20 protein-coding genes are annotated in these 17,945 nt (G+C 72.4%); 8 read left to right on the forward strand and 12 right to left on the reverse strand.

Annotation, left to right across the window (positions count from 1 at the left end; all coding sequences use genetic code 11):
* The first annotated feature begins 182 nt into the window (after positions 1-182).
* From ACESM1_RS01800 to ACESM1_RS01810, 3 genes are all read left to right on the forward strand, one after another.
* Positions 183-731: a DVUA0089 family protein gene (locus tag ACESM1_RS01800; RefSeq protein ID WP_372617155.1), complete on the forward strand. Its 549-nt coding sequence runs from the start codon at positions 183-185 to the stop codon at positions 729-731.
* 115 nt (positions 732-846) lie between these two features.
* Complete coding sequence (gene tsaB, locus ACESM1_RS01805; protein WP_372617157.1) at positions 847-1,497, forward strand: tRNA (adenosine(37)-N6)-threonylcarbamoyltransferase complex dimerization subunit type 1 TsaB; 651 nt, start codon at positions 847-849, stop codon at positions 1,495-1,497.
* Positions 1,494-1,922, forward strand: coding sequence for a GNAT family N-acetyltransferase (locus tag ACESM1_RS01810; protein ID WP_372617159.1), 429 nt, complete (start codon positions 1,494-1,496; stop codon positions 1,920-1,922). Before tsaB ends, ACESM1_RS01810 begins: the two co-directional genes overlap by 4 nt.
* A gap of 64 nt (positions 1,923-1,986) precedes the next feature.
* Here the strand turns inward: ACESM1_RS01810 and ACESM1_RS01815 are convergent, their stop codons facing one another.
* The 5 genes from ACESM1_RS01815 to ACESM1_RS01835 all read right to left on the reverse strand — a co-directional run bounded on the left by ACESM1_RS01815 (position 1,987) and on the right by ACESM1_RS01835 (position 5,729).
* Entirely contained in the window at positions 1,987-2,667 is a 681-nt protein-coding gene (locus ACESM1_RS01815) for a PEP-CTERM sorting domain-containing protein (protein WP_372617161.1), read from the reverse strand.
* A 307-nt stretch (positions 2,668-2,974) separates the two neighbouring features.
* Positions 2,975-3,619 carry a PEP-CTERM sorting domain-containing protein gene (locus tag ACESM1_RS01820; protein WP_372617163.1) on the reverse strand — a complete coding sequence of 215 codons (645 nt, stop codon included), beginning with the start codon at positions 3,617-3,619 and terminating at the stop codon, positions 2,975-2,977.
* 140 nt (positions 3,620-3,759) lie between these two features.
* On the reverse strand, positions 3,760-4,416 hold the full coding sequence (locus tag ACESM1_RS01825) for a Maf family protein (protein WP_372617165.1): 657 nt from the start codon (positions 4,414-4,416) through the stop codon (positions 3,760-3,762).
* Between the two features lie 9 nt (positions 4,417-4,425).
* Positions 4,426-4,728, reverse strand: a complete 303-nt coding sequence (locus ACESM1_RS01830; protein WP_372617166.1) for a hypothetical protein — start codon at positions 4,726-4,728, stop codon at positions 4,426-4,428.
* A 107-nt stretch (positions 4,729-4,835) separates the two neighbouring features.
* Positions 4,836-5,729, reverse strand: a complete 894-nt coding sequence (locus ACESM1_RS01835) for a pyruvate, water dikinase regulatory protein (RefSeq protein WP_372617168.1) — start codon at positions 5,727-5,729, stop codon at positions 4,836-4,838.
* Between the two features lie 319 nt (positions 5,730-6,048).
* On the opposite strand from ACESM1_RS01835, the gene hemE reads away from it, so the two are divergent.
* Entirely contained in the window at positions 6,049-7,122 is a 1,074-nt protein-coding gene (hemE, locus tag ACESM1_RS01840) for a uroporphyrinogen decarboxylase (protein WP_372617170.1), read from the forward strand.
* A gap of 24 nt (positions 7,123-7,146) precedes the next feature.
* On the opposite strand, the gene ACESM1_RS01845 is transcribed toward hemE, so the two are convergent.
* From ACESM1_RS01845 to ACESM1_RS01870, 6 genes are all read right to left on the reverse strand, one after another.
* Positions 7,147-7,803: a hypothetical protein gene (locus tag ACESM1_RS01845; RefSeq protein WP_372617171.1), complete on the reverse strand. Its 657-nt coding sequence runs from the start codon at positions 7,801-7,803 to the stop codon at positions 7,147-7,149.
* Between the two features lie 5 nt (positions 7,804-7,808).
* Positions 7,809-8,777 carry a Bug family tripartite tricarboxylate transporter substrate binding protein gene (locus ACESM1_RS01850; RefSeq protein ID WP_372617173.1) on the reverse strand — a complete coding sequence of 323 codons (969 nt, stop codon included), beginning with the start codon at positions 8,775-8,777 and terminating at the stop codon, positions 7,809-7,811.
* 38 nt (positions 8,778-8,815) lie between these two features.
* Positions 8,816-9,979, reverse strand: coding sequence for an NADH:flavin oxidoreductase/NADH oxidase (locus ACESM1_RS01855; RefSeq protein ID WP_408874593.1), 1,164 nt, complete (start codon positions 9,977-9,979; stop codon positions 8,816-8,818).
* Between the two features lie 76 nt (positions 9,980-10,055).
* Complete coding sequence (locus ACESM1_RS01860) at positions 10,056-10,391, reverse strand: GYD domain-containing protein (protein WP_372617175.1); 336 nt, start codon at positions 10,389-10,391, stop codon at positions 10,056-10,058.
* A gap of 89 nt (positions 10,392-10,480) precedes the next feature.
* Positions 10,481-11,599, reverse strand: a complete 1,119-nt coding sequence (locus ACESM1_RS01865) for a murein transglycosylase A (protein WP_372617176.1) — start codon at positions 11,597-11,599, stop codon at positions 10,481-10,483.
* A 65-nt stretch (positions 11,600-11,664) separates the two neighbouring features.
* Positions 11,665-12,348 (reverse strand): Tim44/TimA family putative adaptor protein, encoded by a 684-nt coding sequence (locus ACESM1_RS01870; protein WP_372617178.1) that lies wholly within the window; start codon positions 12,346-12,348, stop codon positions 11,665-11,667.
* Positions 12,349-12,528: 180 nt separating this feature from the next.
* On the opposite strand from ACESM1_RS01870, the gene ACESM1_RS01875 reads away from it, so the two are divergent.
* Genes ACESM1_RS01875 through ACESM1_RS01890 form a run of 4 tightly spaced genes read left to right on the forward strand, consistent with a single transcriptional unit; the run spans position 12,529 to position 15,105 of the window.
* Positions 12,529-13,089, forward strand: coding sequence for a histidine phosphatase family protein (locus ACESM1_RS01875; RefSeq protein WP_372617180.1), 561 nt, complete (start codon positions 12,529-12,531; stop codon positions 13,087-13,089).
* Positions 13,086-13,388: a DUF167 domain-containing protein gene (locus ACESM1_RS01880; protein WP_372617181.1), complete on the forward strand. Its 303-nt coding sequence runs from the start codon at positions 13,086-13,088 to the stop codon at positions 13,386-13,388. The genes ACESM1_RS01875 and ACESM1_RS01880 overlap by 4 nt, the downstream gene beginning before the upstream one ends.
* A complete protein-coding gene (folD, locus tag ACESM1_RS01885; RefSeq protein ID WP_372617183.1) occupies positions 13,385-14,230 on the forward strand; it encodes a bifunctional methylenetetrahydrofolate dehydrogenase/methenyltetrahydrofolate cyclohydrolase FolD in 846 nt (281 codons plus the stop codon). The genes ACESM1_RS01880 and folD overlap by 4 nt, the downstream gene beginning before the upstream one ends.
* Positions 14,230-15,105 carry a DMT family transporter gene (locus ACESM1_RS01890; RefSeq protein ID WP_372617185.1) on the forward strand — a complete coding sequence of 292 codons (876 nt, stop codon included), beginning with the start codon at positions 14,230-14,232 and terminating at the stop codon, positions 15,103-15,105. Before folD ends, ACESM1_RS01890 begins: the two co-directional genes overlap by 1 nt.
* Positions 15,106-15,190: 85 nt before the next feature.
* Here the strand turns inward: ACESM1_RS01890 and ACESM1_RS01895 are convergent, their stop codons facing one another.
* The gene (locus tag ACESM1_RS01895) at positions 15,191-17,866 is read right to left on the reverse strand and encodes a DUF2339 domain-containing protein (protein ID WP_372617187.1); all 2,676 of its coding nucleotides are present in this window, start codon (positions 17,864-17,866) and stop codon (positions 15,191-15,193) included.
* Between the last annotated feature and the right edge of the window lie 79 nt (positions 17,867-17,945).

Below are 17,945 nucleotides of genomic sequence, written 5' to 3' on the forward strand. Positions count from 1 at the left end.
CTGTCAACCAATCGGCTCGTCCCGCAGACGACATGTCATGGATTCTGACAGGCTGGGTAAACGATCTTGGCATCATCGCTGCAACCACCTGATTTCACATGATATTCAGCGCCGGCCCTGTTCTTGCATGATCCGCTGTACGGCGATGCCGTCGAAGCAACACTCACAAAGGAAATCTCCACGTGCTATCCCACAAGCTGCGCCGAGCCATGATCATGGTGCTTGCTTTGCTCGCCCTGGCGGCGACGGGCCGGGCGGAGGCGGCGATCCTGCGCAGCGAAACCTTCACCATCACCGGCACCGACTCCTTCGCCGTGTTGCGCTTCGCTGTGACGACGCCCGGCACCTTCGACATCTACACGATGGGGCCGACCATCGACCCCTACATCGAGCTCTTCACCGACACGGGGAGCTTCACGGGGGCCAACCGCCTGGCCACTGCAGACGACAATTGCGGCTTCTCTCTGTGCGGCCCCGCAGGGTCCTTTGCCAATGGCGTCATCACGCTGGCCCTGACCACGGGGAACTACGTCGCGGTCGGCACGGATTGCTGCGAGAGCCTGATCAACGGGTCGTACGACCGCGGCACGCGGAGCGACGTGCTGACGCTCGTCATCGCCTCCGAGGATGGCCAGATCGCCGCGACCGCGACCGTGCCCGAGCCGATGAGCCTCGCGCTGTTCGGGATCGGCCTTGCGGGGCTCGGCCTGGCAAGGCGCCAGCGGGGCTGAGGAAACGGCGCGGAGCGTAGCCGCACGCTCCGTTCTCAGGCGATCCGCCGGATCCCTGCAGACCGTATCGCCGGGGGCATGCCGCCTGACGGCGATCCGGTCTAGATAGCCGGCCATGCGTATCCTGGCCCTTGATGGTTCCCTCGCCCGCGCCTCGGCCGCCTTGTGGATTGACGGGGCGGTGGTGGCGCGGCGGGTGGTGGCCGGCGACCGGGTGCAGCCGACGGCGCTGCCGCTGATGGCGGAGGCATTGCTGGCCGAGGCGGAGCGCCGGCTGGACGCGGTGGCGGTGGTGGTGGGGCCGGGCAGCTTCACCGGCCTGCGCACGGCGATCGCCCTCGCGGAGGGGATCGCGCTCGGGCTCGGCGTGGAGCTGGTCGGCGTGACCACCGGGGAGGCGCTGGCCGCCGCGCTGCCGGAAGACATACGCGGCGCGCGGGAGGTCTGGGCGGTGGTGGACACCAGGCGCGGACGCGTCTCGCTGGAGCGGATCGCGCCAGGTGCCTGGATCGCCGCGCCGCCCGCGGTCTTTGCCGAGCGCGAGCTGCCGATGCCGGCGGGGCCTGTGGCGATCGCCGGCGATGCCGCGCCGATGGTGGCGGCGCGGCTGCTGGCACGGGATGCCGACGCGCTGCTGACCGACAGCCGCCTGCCCGATGCCGGCGCGGCGGCTTCGGTGGCGGCGCGGCGCCTGGCCGGCGCGATCCCGCCGCGCAGCGCGGCACCGCTATATTCGGAACCCCCCGCCGTGCGCCTGCCCGGATGATGGCGGCGACCGTCGCCGACGCGCCGGCGCTCGCCGCGCTGCATGCGGCGACCTTCCCGGCGGGCGAGCGCTGGGGGCCGGATGCGATCCGGCTGATGCTGGAGATGCCCGGCGCCTTCGGGCTGCTGCTGCCAGGGCGGGGCTTCGTGCTGGCGCGGGTGGCGGCCGATGAAGCGGAGATCCTGACGCTCGCCGTGGTCCCGCAAGCGCGCCGGCAGGGCGAGGGCGGGGCGTTGCTGGCGGCCGCGATGACGCAGGCCGTCGTACGCGGCGCGACGGCGATGTTCCTGGAAGTGGCGGAGGGCAATGCGGCGGCGCGGGCGCTCTATGGCGCGGCGGGCTTCGCCGAGGCCGGGCGGCGGCGGCGCTACTATGCGGGTGGCGCGGACGCGCTGGTACTGCGGCGGGAGCTGGCCGCGCCCTGACGCGAAAGGGGCGGCACCGTTGCCGGTGCCGCCCCTCGATGCGGGCCGTTTCGGGCCGTCGCGATCAGGCTGCGCGGCGGCGCCGGCGCGCGGCGACGCCGAGGCCGGCGAGCCCGAGGCCGAACAGCGCGAGCGTGGCCGGCTCGGGGATAGATACGTTCGGGTCGGTCGGGTCTTCCGGAACGGTCGTGAAGTTCGCGCCGGCCAGGGTCAGGTGTGAGAGGTCCGGGATCTGGCCGCCGCGGTTCGTGAAGTCGATCTCGAAATAGCCGCTACCGGTGTTCGGGCTGATCGGCAGCACGACGTCCTCGAAGAGGTAGCCCGCGCCGGTATCGCCGGCGAAGAGACCGACGATGAGGTCGGCCATGATGGGCAGGTCGGGCGGCCCGGCCGCTTCGGTCCAGGTCACACCCCAGGTTCCGGAGCTGACATCATTCGGCGCCGTAACCGTGAAAAGAATGCCGAAGCTCGTATTCGCTGGGCTATCGCTCTTGTCCAGATAGGTGAAGCCGGTGACGCCGAGGGCGTTTTCGAGGTTCTGGACCTCTGCAACCTCACCACCGCCCTTTGCGATCGGGTCGGCGCAGGTGGTGGAGTAATAGGTCGTTGAGCCGATTGTCAGCGAAACATCGCCGCTCGCGCCGAAATCGCAGACACCTGCCTGCGCCGGGCTGGCCGGAATGGCGGCGGTCGCTACCACCGCAAGGCCCAGCACCCCAAGCCACCCACGCATTGCTACGGACATCGTCCAACCTCCTGTCGTTCACGCGCTTGCGACTGTCGGAACCACATGGTTCGATCGCTTGCCGTTGGCGAAGCAAGCGATGTGCCAACACAGGAGAGTCAACGCGTTAGCTATTTTTGGACGTTCGTACGGGGGCGCATATGTAAGCGGATGTAAAGTTTCCTGACTCCTCAGCAGACCGGAATCGAGGCAACCAGAGGCTTTGCGGCGATTCAGGACGTCCGAACATTGTAAAGAAGGCCGACAGCAACGGCCCGGAAGCGACGTGCGAATTGGCAACGGACGCGCCGAATGCCACGCCTCGCCTTCACGGGGCCAGTCCGGCACGATCTTGTGAATTTCGGGCGTTCGGACCGCGTTTCCGCCGCGCCATGGCCAGCCCCGCCAGCCCCAACCCGAAAAGTGCCAGCGCGGCTGGCTCAGGGATGTCCACGCTGGTCGGCGTCGTCGGAAGTTCCGGCAGCGGTTCGGGCAGGCCCGCGGTGCGGACGTAGTAGGAGATATGCGAAACGTCGCGCCCCTCGGCCGGATGGTTCGGGAAGGGCACGTTGGTGAAGGGGGTGCGCCATTCGCCCTCCAGCGTCTCCACCAGATAGGCGATCAGGCTCGGCGACTGCTTCTTCGAGCCGGACTTGAAGACCAGCATGAACATGTCGGCACCGCCGAGCCGGTACGCGGCGAAGTCGAACTCATCCGACCACCCGCCATCCTCCTCGCGGCCGACCATGTCCCAGTCGGAGTGGCCGAAATAGCCGGGACCATCGGTCCCCTGCCGGTTCACCACCGCTTCGCTGTCATTGAAGAAGGTAGTGTCGTAGCCGCAGGCGGTGGCACCTTCCACGGCGCCGAGCGTCACCGGCGCGCAGGTGACCAGCGCCGCCTCACCCTGCCGCAGCGGCGCCGCCGCCATCATCACCGCAAGCCCACAGGCCCCGAGCCAACCGAACTTCATGAGGCATTCCCTTCGTCACGGGCCCTCATGGCTCGTCTGGAACATCCTGGTTCTTAGGACGATGTTAACAAATTGAGACAATGCATGAGTAGCGTCCTGCAACTTCCGGTGCAAGCCCTCTCTTCCATGCCCCGGCAGGTTCAGCCCGCAAGCACCCCGTGCCCGCGCAGGAATCCCAGCAGCGGCAGCAGCGGCAGGCCAAGGATGGCGCTGTGCTCGCCCTCCACCCGGCTGAACAGGTGCACGCCGAGACCCTCCAGCCGATAGCCGCCGACACTGGCGCAGACCGCCTCGCGCTCGGCGGCGAGATAGGCGTCGAGGAAGGCGTCGGAAAAGCTGCGCATGGTCAGGCGCGGGACCGAGACGTCCTGCCAGATGCGCGTGCCGCCGCGCCAGGCGACCGTGGCGGTGACCAGACGATGGGTGCGGCCGCGCAGCGCCAGCAGCTGCGCCCGCGCCGCGGCAAGGTCCGCCGGCTTGTCGAACCAGCGCTCGCGCCCGTCCGTCGCGCCGCCGGGCGCGCCGGAATCAGGGATCCGGCAGGTGAGAAGCTGGTCGCAGCCAAGCACCAGCGCGTCGGGCCGGCGGCGGGCGATGCGCTCGGCCTTGGCCTCGGCCAGCATGATCGCGGCATCCTCGGGCGGGATGCCCTCGGCCTGCGCCGATTCCTTCAGCGCCGCCTCGTCCACCGCGGCCGGCACGGCCTCGAACTCCAGGCCGGCGCCGGTCAGCAGGGCGCGGCGGGTGGCGGAGGAGGAGGCGAGGACGATGCGCACCTCCGAAGATTGCAGCAGCACGGCGTCGCCTCAGCACCGGCCGGGCGGCGGCTGCTGCCCGGGCGGCACGCCCGGGTACCACAGCCGGCATTCGCCGGGGGGCGGCAGGTGGCCCGGCGGCACGCGCGGCTGCGCATAGGGCGCGGGAGGCCAGCCCCAGCCGTCCCGGCGGCCGCCCCGATCGTGGTCGCGATCCCCCCCGCGCCGGTCCCCGCCGTCCCGCCAACGCTCGCCGCGCTGCCCGCTTTCGTCCTTCCAGGGATCGGCTGCCGCGACGGAAGGCGCGCACAGCGCCAGGGCGAGGCAGGCCGCAAGCAGTCTCGCAGATGTCATGGCTGGGGTTCTCCCTGTCGGTCGCACAGGGCCAGGAACGCCGGCAAGCGGGAGGGGAGAAGGCGCCGGCGCGGCAATTCGGCGGCACGCGGCCCGGGCTGGCGACATCAGCCGCCGTTCCGCAGCACATCCGCGGCCGGGTCCTCCGGCACGTGGGGCACGATCGGCTGGCGGCGGCGGGCGTGCCAGGCTTCCATCAGCTGCAGCACGGTGGCCGCCGTCTCCTCGATGGAGCGGCGGGTGACGTCGATCACCGGCCAGCCGCGGGCGGTGCAGAGCCGGCGCGCGACCAGGATCTCGGCCTTCACCGATTCATGGTCCACATAGTCGGTCGCATCCTGCCGCACGCCGCCGGCGCCGATCAACCGCAGGCGATGGCGGCGGATCTCGATCAGCGCGCCAGCCTCGATATGCAGGCCGACAACCGGGCAGGGCGCCTCGTTCAGCTCCTCCGGCAGGGTGGCGCCGGGCACGATCGGGACATTGGCGGCCTTGATGCCGCGGTTGGCCAGGTAGAAGCAGGTCGGCGTCTTGGAGGAACGGGACACGCCGACCAGGCAGACATCGGCCTCGGCGATGCCGGCGACGCCCTGGCCGTCGTCATGCGCCAGCACGTAGTGCATGGCGTCGATCCGGCGGAAATAATCGGCGTCCATCACATGCTGCGCGGCCCGCTTCTCCCGCGCGGGCTCGCCGAGCTCGGCCTGCAGCAGTTCCATCACGGGGTCGAGCACGGATTGGCAGGTAACGCCGAGGCGGGCGCAATGCTCCTCCAGCGCGTGGCGCAGGCTGCGGTCGGCGACGGTGAACAGCACCGGGCCTGGCTCCGCCTCGATCCCGTCCAGCACGCGGTCGAGCTGCAGGCGGGAGCGGATCAGCGACCACCGATGGTGGATGACATGCGGCTCCTCGAAGCGGGAGAGGGTGGCCCGCGCGATGGAGTTCAGCGTGTCGCCGGTGCTGTCGGACACCAGGTGGAGGTTGATGGTGCGGGTGGTCATGGCGGCTCCGGGGAGGGGCGCGGAACGCGGGGATGATGGGGAAAACCCCACCCGGTCAAGGGCGATGCACGGCGGAGCGGGTATAACCGGTCGGCGCGCGGCACACGGGATGGAATCGCGGGCTTTTCCGCGCGGATCGGGGCGGCACGGGATTCACGCGTCATTCCAGCACCTTGGCATGGGCTGCGGCGGTGGACAGGGCTGTGGATGACCCGGGGCGGAGCGATGATCCACGATGCCCACAGGCCCTATTACCTCCCCTCCCCTTCAAGGATTCTAACTCTTCTTTATTGATGGCCCTGAAGCGACGGAGGTTGGCGTGTCGGCAGAGGCGCAGGGAAGTGCCACGACGGGGGCGGGCAAGCCGCTGCTCCGGGCCTTGGCGGGCGAGGCGGTGTGGCCGCCGCCGATGTGGCTGATGCGCCAGGCCGGGCGCTACCTGCCGGAATACCGCGAGATCCGGGAGAAGGCGGGCGGCTTCATCAAGCTCTGCACCACGCCGGAGATGGCCGCCGAGGTGACGGTGCAGCCGATCCGCCGCTTCGGCATGGATGGCGCGATCCTGTTCTCCGACATCCTGATGGTGCCCTGGGCGCTCGGCCAGCCCTTGCGCTTCGCCGAGGGCGAGGGGCCGGTGCTTGACCCGCTGCGCGATGCCGCCGCGGTCGCGGCCCTGCAGCCGGAGATGCTGCGGGAGCGTGCGGCGCCGATCATGGACACGGTGCGGCTGACCCGCATGGCGCTCGACCTGCATGCGCCGAAGGTCACGCTGATCGGCTTCGCCGGCAGCCCCTGGACGGTGGCGGCCTACATGGTGGAGGGGCATGGCAGCCGCGACTTCCACACCGCGCGCGGCATGGCCTTCGGCGATCCGGCGCTGTTCGGGAAGCTGATCCGCACGCTGGTGGAGGCGACCACCGACTACCTGCTGGCGCAGATCGAGGCCGGCGCCGAGGCGGTGATGCTGTTCGACAGCTGGGCCGGCATGCTGCCGCCGAGCCAGTTCCGCCGCTGGGTGATCGAGCCGACGGTGACCATCGTGCGCAAGGTGCAGCAGCTGCACCCCTCCGTGCCGGTGATCGGCTTTCCCCGCCTGGCGGGGCCACTGATCGGCGAATACGTGCAGCGGACGGGGGTGGCGACGGTGGCGATGGACACCGCCATGGACCCGCGCTTCGCGGCCTCCGCGGTGCCGGGCAATGTCGGGCTGCAGGGCAACCTCGATCCGCTGGCGCTGGTGGCGGGCGGCATCGCGCTGGAGACCGAGACGCGGCAGATCCTGGCGGCGATGCGCGGGCGGCCCTTCGTGTTCAACCTCGGGCATGGGATCGAGAAGGTCACGCCGCCCGAGCATGTGGCGGCGCTGGTGCGGCTGGTGCGGAGCGGCGGCTGAACGCTGCCGCCGCGCACCGGCTCGTCATGGTCGCAGCTTGGGATCGTCCGGCCAGGGATAGAGCCGGACGCCGGCGAAGTGCTGGTCGGGTTGCAGGGCGTCGGCCAGGGAGGCGGGAAGCATCGCCAGGCCGCGGCCTTCCGGCGGCGGCTCGGCCCCCCATTCGGCGACCAGCGCGCAGCGCGCCCGGCGGCTCTTCAGCGTGGGATGGTCGCGGCCGCGTTGGAGCAGGCGCACGCGTTGCGCCCCCATCGCCTCCAGCCGCCCGGTGCCCGGGCCGGAGAGCCACTCGGCCAGCCGGTTCTCCGATGCCTCGTCCGCGGCGAAGCGAGCCAGGGTAATGAAGTCGGCGTCCAGCCGCGCCTCCCGCTCCGCCGGCCGCGCCGGGTGATGGACGTAGATGGTATGGGTGAAGTCGGTGCGCCCGACCAGCGCCGGCGCCGCGTGCAGGTCGCGCGCCTTCATCCGGCGATACCCCTCGCTCGCCACGATGTCCCAGGCATCCGCCTCGTACATGTCCACCACGCCGAGCCCGCCCTCGATCGCGCGGTAGGAGGTGCAGGAGCGGAAGCCGAGCAGGAACAGGTCCGGCGCGTGGCGGTTGGCGTACCAGGCGCTGAAGGCGGGCAGGCCCTCGTCGCCGATGTCGAGCTCGGCGACGTAGAAGATCGGCTGGGTCACGGCGATCAGTCGATCTGCAGCTGCAGCGGTTCGATCACGCCGCGCCAGCGTGCCTTCTCGCTCTCGACCATGGCGGCGAACTCGGCGGTGCTCATCTCGCCGGGCTCGAGGCCGTCGGCCAAGAAGCGGCTGCGAAGCGGCTCGGAGCGCAGGCCGGCCATCACCGCCCCGTGCAGCCGGGCGATGGCCGCCGGCGGGGTCTCCGCCGGGACGGCGATGCCGAACCAGGTGTAGGCCTCCACCTCCGGCAGGCCGGCTTCCGCCATGGTCGGCAGGTCGGGCGCGATGTGCGACCGGCGCGTGCCGGTCACCGCCAGCGCCCGCACCTGGCCGCCGCGGGAATTCGCCATCGCGGTCGGGATGCCGTCGAACATCACATGCGCGCGGCCGGCCACGAGGTCGAGCGTGGCGGGGGCGCTGCCGGCGTAGTGGACCGGCTCCATCTCCACCTTGGCGGCGGCGGCGAACATCTCGCCGACCAGGTGCGCCGAGCCGGCCCGCCCATGCGTCGCCAGGTTCGCCTTGCCGGGATTGGCGCGCAGCCAGGCGACGGCCTCCTGCACGGTGGTCGGCGGCCAGCTCGGCGCGGTGACCATGACGAAGGGCATGCGCAGCAGCAGCGCGACAGGCGCGAACTGCTCCGGACGGTAGGGCAGGCGGCGCGAGATCACCGGGTTGATGGCGAGCGTCGTCGAGCTGACGATCAACATGGTGTGGCCGTCCGGCGCGCTGCGGGCCACCGCATCGGCCCCGATCGCGGTGGAGGCGCCGGGCCGGTTCTCCACGACGACGGGTTGGCCGAGCGTTTCCGACATGACGGTCGCCATCTGGCGGCCGACGATGTCGGTGGTGCCACCCGGCGGGAAGGGGACGACAAGCCGCAGCGGCCGCGTCGGGAAGGCCTGGGCATGGGCCGGCCGCGCCAGGATGGCTGTCGCAGCGGCTGCCAGCGCGCCGCGCCTCGTTGCCTTCATGTCCTTCTCCCCCCTTGCACGGGCTTGTCCCGCAGGCCCTACACGCGCGTGGCCTCCGCCGGGCGCGTGTCGAAATGCGGCACGCCCGCACGGGTGGCGCCGCGCCAGTATTGCGGTGCCACCTGGACGCTCGCGCCGAGTGCTTCCGCCGCATGCCAGGGCCAGCGCGGATCGTGCAGCATGGCACGACCCAGCGCGACGAGGTCGGCACGGCCTCCGGCGATCACCGCCTCGGCCTGCTCGGGCTCGCGGATCAGGCCGACCGCCATCGTCGCCATTCCGGACTCGCGCCGCACGCGCTCGGCGAAGGGCACCTGGTAGCCGGGCGCGAGCGGGATGCGGACCTCCGCATTGCCGCCCGAGGAGACGTCGCAGTAGTCGAGGCGGACCTCCCGCAGGGCGCGCGCGAAGGCCACCGCTTCCTCCGGCGTGATGCCGCCATCGGCCCAGTCGGTGCCGTTGAAGCGCATGCCCACCGGGCGGTCCGGCGTGAACGCCTCGCGCACGGCCGCGGCGATGCGCAGCGGGAAGCGCATGCGGTTCTCGAGGCTGCCGCCGTGGTCATCCTTGCGGCGGTTCGCCAGCGGCGAGAGGAAGCTGCTGATCAGGTAGCCATGCGCGCCGTGGATCTCGATGAGGTCGAGCCCGAGCCGCGCCGTGCGGCTTGCCGCCTGGGCGAAGGCAGCCACGATGCGGTCCATCCCGGCGGCATCCAGCTCACCGGGTGTCGGCCAGCCGGGCCCGAAAGGCAGCGCCGAAGGCCCCACCGTCGCCCAGCCGCCATCCGCCGGGAGGAGCCAGCGCGTGCGCTCGCCGCGGACCTCCCAGGAAGGGCGGGTGGAGGCCTTGCGCCCGGCATGGCCGAGCTGGATGCCGAGCGGCATCGGGCTCCAGCGCCGGATCGCCTCCACGACCCGGCGCAGCGCGGCCTCGGTGGCATCGTCGTAGAGGCCGAGGCAGGCCGGGCTGATCCGTCCCACCGGCTCGACGCCGGTGGCCTCCAGGATCAGCAGCCCGGCGCCGGACAGGGCGAACTGCCCGAGATGGATCAGGTGCCAGTCCGTCGCGCAGCCATCCTCCGCGCTGTACTGGCACATGGGAGAGACGACGATCCGGTTCGGGAGCGTCAGCCCGCGCAGGGTGAAGGGGGTGAACAGGGCACTCACCCCGTAACTACACGCCTTGGCGCGCCGGCCCGTCAAGGAAGCCGGCGCCGCGGGCCTCCCACCGGTCCGCGTGCGACGGCCAGGGCCGGCCGCCGCACGGGGTTGCGGCGCCTCAGCTGCCCGGTGGGCGGTAGCTGCCTGCGCCGGCGTCCTTCACCTGCTGCATGGCGCGCTGCGCCTCTGTGGTGGTGAGCAGCGCATGCGTCTCCACGCGCGAGAAGACGCCCGTGCTGCCGAGGCGCATGCTCAGCGCCGCGGCGCTGATGCTGTCGGGAAATTCGCAGATGCCGAGCCCGTCATACTCGCCGAGGACGAAGTAGTAGCAGACGAGCTTGCCGCCGAAAGCCTCGACCACCTGCCGGGCGGCCGCCTCGCGATCCTGCGGTTTGTCGGTCAGCGCCTTGATCGTGCTGTCCTTGAAGGACCAGCGCAACATGAAATGAGGCATCGCATTCTCCTGCTGTTCTTCTTGGCCATCCCGGCGCGGCGATCATAGCAGCGTCGCCGGTGCAGGCGCGACAATTCGGGGCGTATCGCCTAACGGGGGAGGAGCAGGAACATCGCTGCCGGCTCGCGCATGCGCCCGGCGCGCGCGGCGGGCTCTGCGCCCCATCCGGTGAAGAGGTCGGCGCGCGCCAGGCCGCTGATCGCACCGCCGGTGTCCTGCGCAACCGTCAGCCGGCGCAGCGGCGCATCCGTCAACGGGTCGCGGCCGGAAAGCCAGACGGGCATCCCAAGCGGCAGCCGGGTGCGGTCCACCGCGATGGAACGCATCGGTGTCAGGGGCGCGCCGAGCGTGCCGACGGGGCCGCGCTCGGGCGGCACGTCCAGCGCGCGGAAGAAGATGTAGCTGGGGTTGCGGGCCATCAGCGCCGCGGTCCGTTCCGGTCCGGCCTGCTCCATCCAGGCGCGGATGGACTGCATCGAGACCGCCTCGCGCGCCAGCGCGCCCTGCTCGACGAGGAACCGGCCGATCGCGACGTAGGGAAAGCCGTTCCAGCCGGCATAGCCGAGGCGCAGCACGCGGCGATCCGGCAGCACGACGCGGCCGGAGCCCTGCACCTGGAGGAAGAAAGCGTCCGCCGGGTCGTCCACCCAGACGAGCGCGAGACCACGGCCCTCCAGCGCGCCGGCGGTGATGGCGGCGCGGTCGTGGAAGGGATGCAGGCGGCCCTCGCGCACCACGCCGGCGATGCGGCGGCCGCGTAGATCGGGGATGTGCGCGCCGAGATCGGCCTCCACCAGCTCGGGCGGGCGGGCCAGCAGGGGCGTGGCGAAGGTCTCGCTCGGCGTCAGGCTGCCGCGCAGCTCGGGCTCGAAATAGCCGGTCAGCATACCCTCGCCGAGTGCGACGGGGCGGAAATGGCGTTCGAGGAAGGCGCGGGCGGCCGCATCGCCGGGCGGCAGCGTGGCGAGCGCGGCGCAGGCCGGCGCCAGGTCGGCGGCGGTCGCCTGCGTCGCCTCGGCGCCACCAAGGCCCCGGTCGGGCGGCAGCCGGGCGATGGCGGCGCAGCTGGCGCGGAGCGCAGGGATCGCCTCGGCGTGCCGGTCCTCCGACCAGCCGGGCAGGTCTGCGAAGCTGGCGTCGCGGGGGAAGGTCTGCGGGCCACAGGCGGTGACGAGGAAGGCACAGAGCAGGGCGGCGACTGCCCCCACCCCGATCCGCCCGCGGCGCCGCGGCGCTGCCGCGGCCCGCTGCCAGTGCCGGAGAGGAAGCGCCGTCAGGCGCTCTGCGTCGCCACCAGCTTCCAGGTCGGATCCTCGCTGCGCAGGTCGCGCTGGAAGGTCCAGATGTCCACCAGCTCGGTCACCGATTCATGGCCGGCGGCGATGCTGCCGTCCTTCGCGGTGGTCAGGTTCACCTGGTCGGAGACGAAGCGCACCGTGACGTCGGCCACCGTGCCGCGCAGGTCGGCAGCCTCGATCTTCGTCTCCTGCATGGCGCGGACCTCGCTGCGCTGGGTCTCGCCGGCGGCCTCGCGGCGGGCGATCTCGCCTTCGAAGCCGGCATAGACGTCGTCGGCGAGCAGCATGCGCAGCGTCTCGCGGTCGCCCTTGGCGAAGCTGTCCACCACCATGCGGAAGGCGCCCTCGGCGCCGTGCAGGAAGCCGAGCGGATCGAAGCTCGGCTCCACGCCCTTGATGCGCAGCAGCGCCTGTCCCACCGGGCTGCGCGGATCGGGAACGATGCGGCGGGTGTCGTCGGCAACCACCGGGGGCGGCTGGTCGGCAGCCGCCTCGGCCGGTGGCAGCTGGCGCTGCGCCGCGGGGTCGTAGGCGCCGGGACCCTCCCGACGCGGCCGCTCGAAGCCGGTGCGGCGCCCGAGGACGCTGCGCAGCCGCAGCACCAGGAAGGCCGCGACCATCGCAAACAGGATCAGATCGACCGGGAAGCCGCCGGACATTGCCAACTCCTCATCAGCCCATCACTTAGGGCTCGTCGGCCCGCCCCGCAACGGCGGGACCGCAATGGGGCACCGATTTGCCCCCGCGCCATCGCATCGCGTGGGTGCGGGTGGCGGTTGCCGAGCCCTCCTGCCGCCTGTATCGCCCAGCCAGCCTCTCTCCGGGAGCCCCGCACCGCGATGATCCTGCTCCGCCATGGCCAGAGCGAATTCAACCTGCTGTTCACCCAGACCCGCCGGGACCCCGGCATCAAGGACCCGAAGCTGACCCCGCTCGGCCACGCCCAGGCGGAGGAAGCGGCCGAGGCGCTGGCCGGGCGGCACGAGATCCGCCGTATCGTCGCCTCGCCCTATACGCGGGCCTTGCAGACGGCGGCGCCGCTGGCCCGGCGGCTCGGGCTGACGGTGACGGTGAACCCGATCGTGCGGGAGCGCTACGCCTTCACCTGCGACATCGGCAGCCCCTGCACCGCGCTGCGTGCCGAATGGCCCGATCTCGCGCTGCACCATATCGAGGAAGTGTGGTGGCCCGCCGAGGAAGAGCCGGCGGACCAGGTGCTGGCACGTGCGGCGCGCTTCCGCGGCGAGATGGCGGCGCTCGACGACTGGGCGCACACCGTCGTGGTCAGCCATTGGGGCTTCATCCTGTCCATGACCGGGCAGAGCGTGGCGAATGGCCAGTGGCTGAACTGCGACCCGACCGAGCCGGCGCTCGAGAGCGTCATCTGGAAGCATCATTGAGCGCAGCCTTCCGGGCGTTGGCCGGTGGCGTGGAGCTGCGCGTGAAGGCGCAGCCGAAATCGCGCCGGCCCGGCATCGGCGGGCTCTCGGCCGATGGAAGCGCGCTGCGGGTCGCGGTGAGCGAGGCGCCGGAGGATGGGCGCGCCAACCGCGCCGTCTGCACTGTCATCGCGCAAGCGCTGGACGTGCCGGGCTCGGCGGTGGAGGTTGCGCAGGGCGCCACGTCGCGCCTGAAGACGCTGCGCATCGCGGGCGATCCGGCCCGCCTCATCGAACGGCTGGAACGCCTGACCGCATGACCGCCACCCTGATCGACGGCAAGGCCGTCGCCGCCGGCCTCCGCCGCGAGATTGCGGCGCGCGTTGCCGGCCTCTCCTTCCGCCCGGGCCTGCGCGTGGTGCGCGTGGGCGATGATCCGGCTTCCGGCGTCTATGTCCGCAACAAGGACAAGGCGGCGCAGGAGGTGGGCTTCGACAGCGCCACCATCCACCTGCCGGCCGGCACGGAGCAGGCCGAGCTGCTGGCGCTGGTCGCCCGGCTCAACGCCGATCCGGCGGTGGATGGCATCCTCGTGCAGCTGCCGCTGCCGCCGCAGATCCGCGCCGATGTCGTGATCTCCGCGGTGGCGCCGGAGAAGGACGTGGATGGCTTCCACCCGCTGAATGCCGGGCGGCTCGCCTCCGGCCAGCCCGGGCTGGTGCCCTGCACGCCAAAGGGGGTGATGCACCTGCTGCGCGCCGCCGGTGCCTCGCTGCCGGGCGCGCGGGCGCTGGTGGTGGGGCGCAGCGGCATCGTCGGGCGGCCGATGGCGCAGCTGCTGCTGGGGGCCGACTGCACGGTGACCATCGCCCATTCGCGCACCCGCGACCTGGCGGCGGAATGCCGACGGGCGGAGATCCTGGTCGCTGCGGTGGGCCGGCCGGAGATGGTGCAGGGCGACTGGGTGGCGGAGGGGGCGACGGTGATCGATGTCGGCATTAACCGGCTGCCCGACGGCCGGCTGGTCGGCGACGTGGCCTTCGCCGGCGCGGTGGAGCGTGCCGAGGCGATCACGCCGGTGCCGGGCGGTGTCGGGCCGATGACCATCGCCTGCCTGCTGGAGAACACGCTGGAAGCCGCCCTCATCCGCCGCAACATCTGATGGGCCGCGGCGGCCTGCTGATCGGCGGCGCCTTCGTCGCCATCTGGGCCTCGGCCTTCACCGTCGCCGGCGTGGTGGTGCGGGAATGGCCGCCGCTGTGGTCGCTGGCGATCCGCTTCGGCCTGACGGCGCCGATCCTGCTGGCGATCGCGCTCGCGTTCCGTGCGCGCTGGCCGAGCCCGCCCGATGCCGGGCGCGTCGCGCTGCTCGGGCTGTTCGGCATGGGCGGTTATCTCGCCCTGGCCTGGCTCGCCATGGCGCGCATCCCGACCGGGCTGGTCGCGCTGATCTGCGCCACCACGCCGCTGCTGGTCGCCGCCGGGGAGAGCCTGATCCTGCGCAAGCCGCTGCCGCCGCTGGCCTGGGCAGGGCTGGCGATCGGCTGGTCGGGGGTGGCGTTGCTCGGCTTCCTGCGCGCGCTGGATGGGCTGGCGGCGGCCGAGGCCTCCGGCTTCCTGCTGGCGGTCGGCGCGGCAGCGGCGCAGGCGGTCGGTCTGCTGGTCTATGCGCCGGCCAAGGGGCGCGTCGATCTGTGGGTGGCGAGCCTCGGCCAGACCACCGTCTCCGCCCTGCTCTGCCTGATGTTGGCGCTGCTGCTGGAAGGCGCGATGCCCCGCAGCGCGAGCTGGTTCACGCTGGGGGGCCTGCTCTGGTCGATGATCGTGGTCGGGATCGGCGGCTATGCGCTGTATTTCGTGATGCTGAAGCGGGTGCCGACCTCCACCGCCTCGGCGCTGCAGTTGCTGGCGCCGCCTCTGGCGGCGGTGTTCGGCTGGGCGCTGCTGGGGGAGCGGCTGTATGTCAGCGACCTGGTGGGCGGGGCGCTGACGCTGGGCGGGCTGGCGCTGCTGGTGCGGGCCCGCCGGCGCGGTTGAGCCGGAAAGGATCGACGCCGCGTCCCGCAACGTTGCACGGGGCCGCCCAGCGGTTGGGGTGTCGGGCCGGGCAGGGGATTCGTGGTCAGGTGCGCGCGGCTCCCGGCTCGAAGCGCCGGTACACCCAGCCGAGGGCGATCAGCGCCAGGCCCAGCGCCAGGAAGCTCACGACCCGCCAGAGCCCCATCAGGTCGCCCATGTCCACCAGGAAGGCCTTGGCGATGGTCAGCGCCATCAGCGCAAGGGCGGCTAGGCGGAGCACCCGGATGCGCCCGACGATGCCGAGCGCGAGCAGCAAGGCGGCGAGGGCGAGCCAGGCCCCGCTATAGGCATAGATCTCCGCATCGGAGGTGCCTGCCAGCTCGAGCGCCATGCCAAGCGGATGGAAGGCGTGCCGCACGGCAAGCGTCACCCAGGCGAGGGAGGCCGCGAAGGCATAGGCCGCCAGCACCTCGCGCAGACGCCCCGGCTTCGCATCGGGCGTGCGCGCCGCCAGCGCGGCCAGCACCGCCGGGATGGCGTAGGCCAGCAGCAACTCGTTGAACAGCGGCATGGCGGCGATCTGCGCCGCCGGCTCGAAGGCCGGGTTCCGCAGGATCAGCAGCACGCCCGGCAGCAGCGCCAGCCCTGCCAGCACCCGCCAGCCCCAGCGCTGCACCGGGCGGTCGCCCAGATGCGCATTCAGCAGCCGGAGGCCCGTCGCCAGCACCCACAGCCCCGTGACCTGCAAGGCACCCTCGCGGAAGGTCCAGCCGGACGACACATCGGCGATGGCGCCGGCGGTGACGGCGTGGCGGATCTGGAGCAGCACCAGCACGGTGGCGAAGGCGATCGCACCGGCCTCCAGCACGGCGACCGTGGCATCGTCGCCGCGCCGGCGGAACATCCAGGCGGCGAGGGCGAAGCACGCGGCCGGAACGCCATAGGCCGGCAACAGGCCATTCAGCACCGGGGCCGTGCCGAAGGCGTAGCCCAGCACCGCCGGGTTCAGCAGCAGGCGCACCAGCACCAGCGCGGCGACGGCCAGCGCGATGCGCCGCAGCGCCCCGAGGTCGGTGCGCGCCTCGATCCAGGCGAGCGGCGGCAGGAACAGCGCGACGGCGAGGGTGAGCCAGGCATCCGACAGCACCATCGCCACCCCGAGCGCGAGCGATGCCACCGCGCCGGCGGCGTGCACGCCCACGCGGGCCGTCGCGCCCTCGCGCCGCGCCAGCGAGGCGGCGCCGACCAGTGCGGCGGCCAGCGCCAGCGCTGCCAGCCCCCAGCGCAGGTCGAGGGCGAAGCCGCGCACCCGGGCATAGGCGACCAGCAGCACGAGCACCGGAACGGCCGCCGGCAACGCCGCCCAGTGCAGCGGATGCGGCGCGCGGCGCTCCATCCAGGCCCCGGCGCCGGCATGCATCGCGGCCAGGGCGGCGGCGCCGAGCAGGAAGGGCAGCAGCGCCCCGGGCGGCCATGCCGTGGCGGGCAGGATCGCCTGCACCACGCCCTCGATCGTCACCGCCTCCTCGCCCGAGCTCCAGGCGCCGATCGGCCAGGCGAGCAGCATCAGAAGGCCGACCAGGGCGGCCAGCATGGGCAGGCGATCCAGCCGCGGCTCCCGCGCGCCCTTCGCGATCGCCACCGGCGTCAGCAGCAGCAGCCCGATGGCGGGCGCAACTCCGCCCCTGGCGTCGGGCATCAGCGTCAACCCCGCGGCGGCGAGCGCCGCGACGGGGATCCAGGCGAGACGCCGCCCGACCTGCCCTTCCAGTGCGGCACCCGGCAGCAGCGCGAGGTGCAGGCCCGCGGCGACCGGGACGAACAGCGCCGGTGCCCAGAGATCCTGCGGCGCCGAGGCCAGGATGCCGCCCGCCACGACCCAGCAGGCCGCCGCGACGGTCGCGATCCGGCCGAGCCAGGCGCCGCCCACTTGCCGCATCACGGCGAGCGCCGCCGCCGTGACGACGAGGAGATAGAGGAACAGGCCGGGCAGCGAGGGATCCTGCGTCTCGACCAGCGCCGGCGTCACATAGGCGCCGAGGATGCCCAGCGCGGCCACCAGCGGGCCGTGCAGCAGCGCGAGGGCGAGACCGGCCAGCGCCGCCGCCGCCATCAGCAGGAAGCCCGCGAGCGGCGGCAGCAGCCCGTAGAGCACGGAAGCGGCATAGGCAGCGCCGAACAGCGCCGCGACGCCGCCGGCGGCGAGCGCCTGCGGGGCGTAGTCCGGCCAGGGGATGTTCGGCCGCTCCGGCATCGGCCGGCGGCGCAGCCACTCGGCGCCGATGACCAGTGCCAGACCGAGCAGCGCCGCCAGGACGCAGCGCGCCGCCGGCCCGAGCCAGCCCTCCTCGACGGCCGTGCGCACCAGGAAGACGCCGGCCAGCAGCAGCGCCGCCGCGCCGAGCCAGGTGCCCCAGCGGAGCGTCAGCGCCTCCTCCAAGCCGGGCCGGGCGGGCGTCGGTTGCGCGGCGGCCGGCGCCGGCTGCGGCGTCGCCCAGGGATTGGGGGTTGGCGCGGCGGGGGCGTCTTCGGCCGGTGTCTCTTCGGTCGCCTCGGGGGCTGTCTCGGCGGCGGGTGGACGTGACCAGGGATTCGGGTTTGCCTCGGCTCCTGCCACCGGCTCCGGGACCGCGATCCCGGCCTCGATCACCGCACGGCGCAGCGCCGCGACCTCCGCCCGCAGATGCTGCACCTGGCGCCAGGCGGCGATGCCGAGGCACCAGCCGACGAACAACCCGATGGGGATGGCGAGGCCGACGAGAAGAAACAGCCCGTCCATGGTCGCAACTCTCCGCTGCCGGTCCGCGCACCGGAGGAGCGCGCGCGGCGAGTCTCGCGCATCCGCGTTTCCGCCATGT

It is taken from the genome of Falsiroseomonas sp., assembly GCF_041690465.1.
Lineage (GTDB): Bacteria > Pseudomonadota > Alphaproteobacteria > Acetobacterales > Acetobacteraceae > Falsiroseomonas.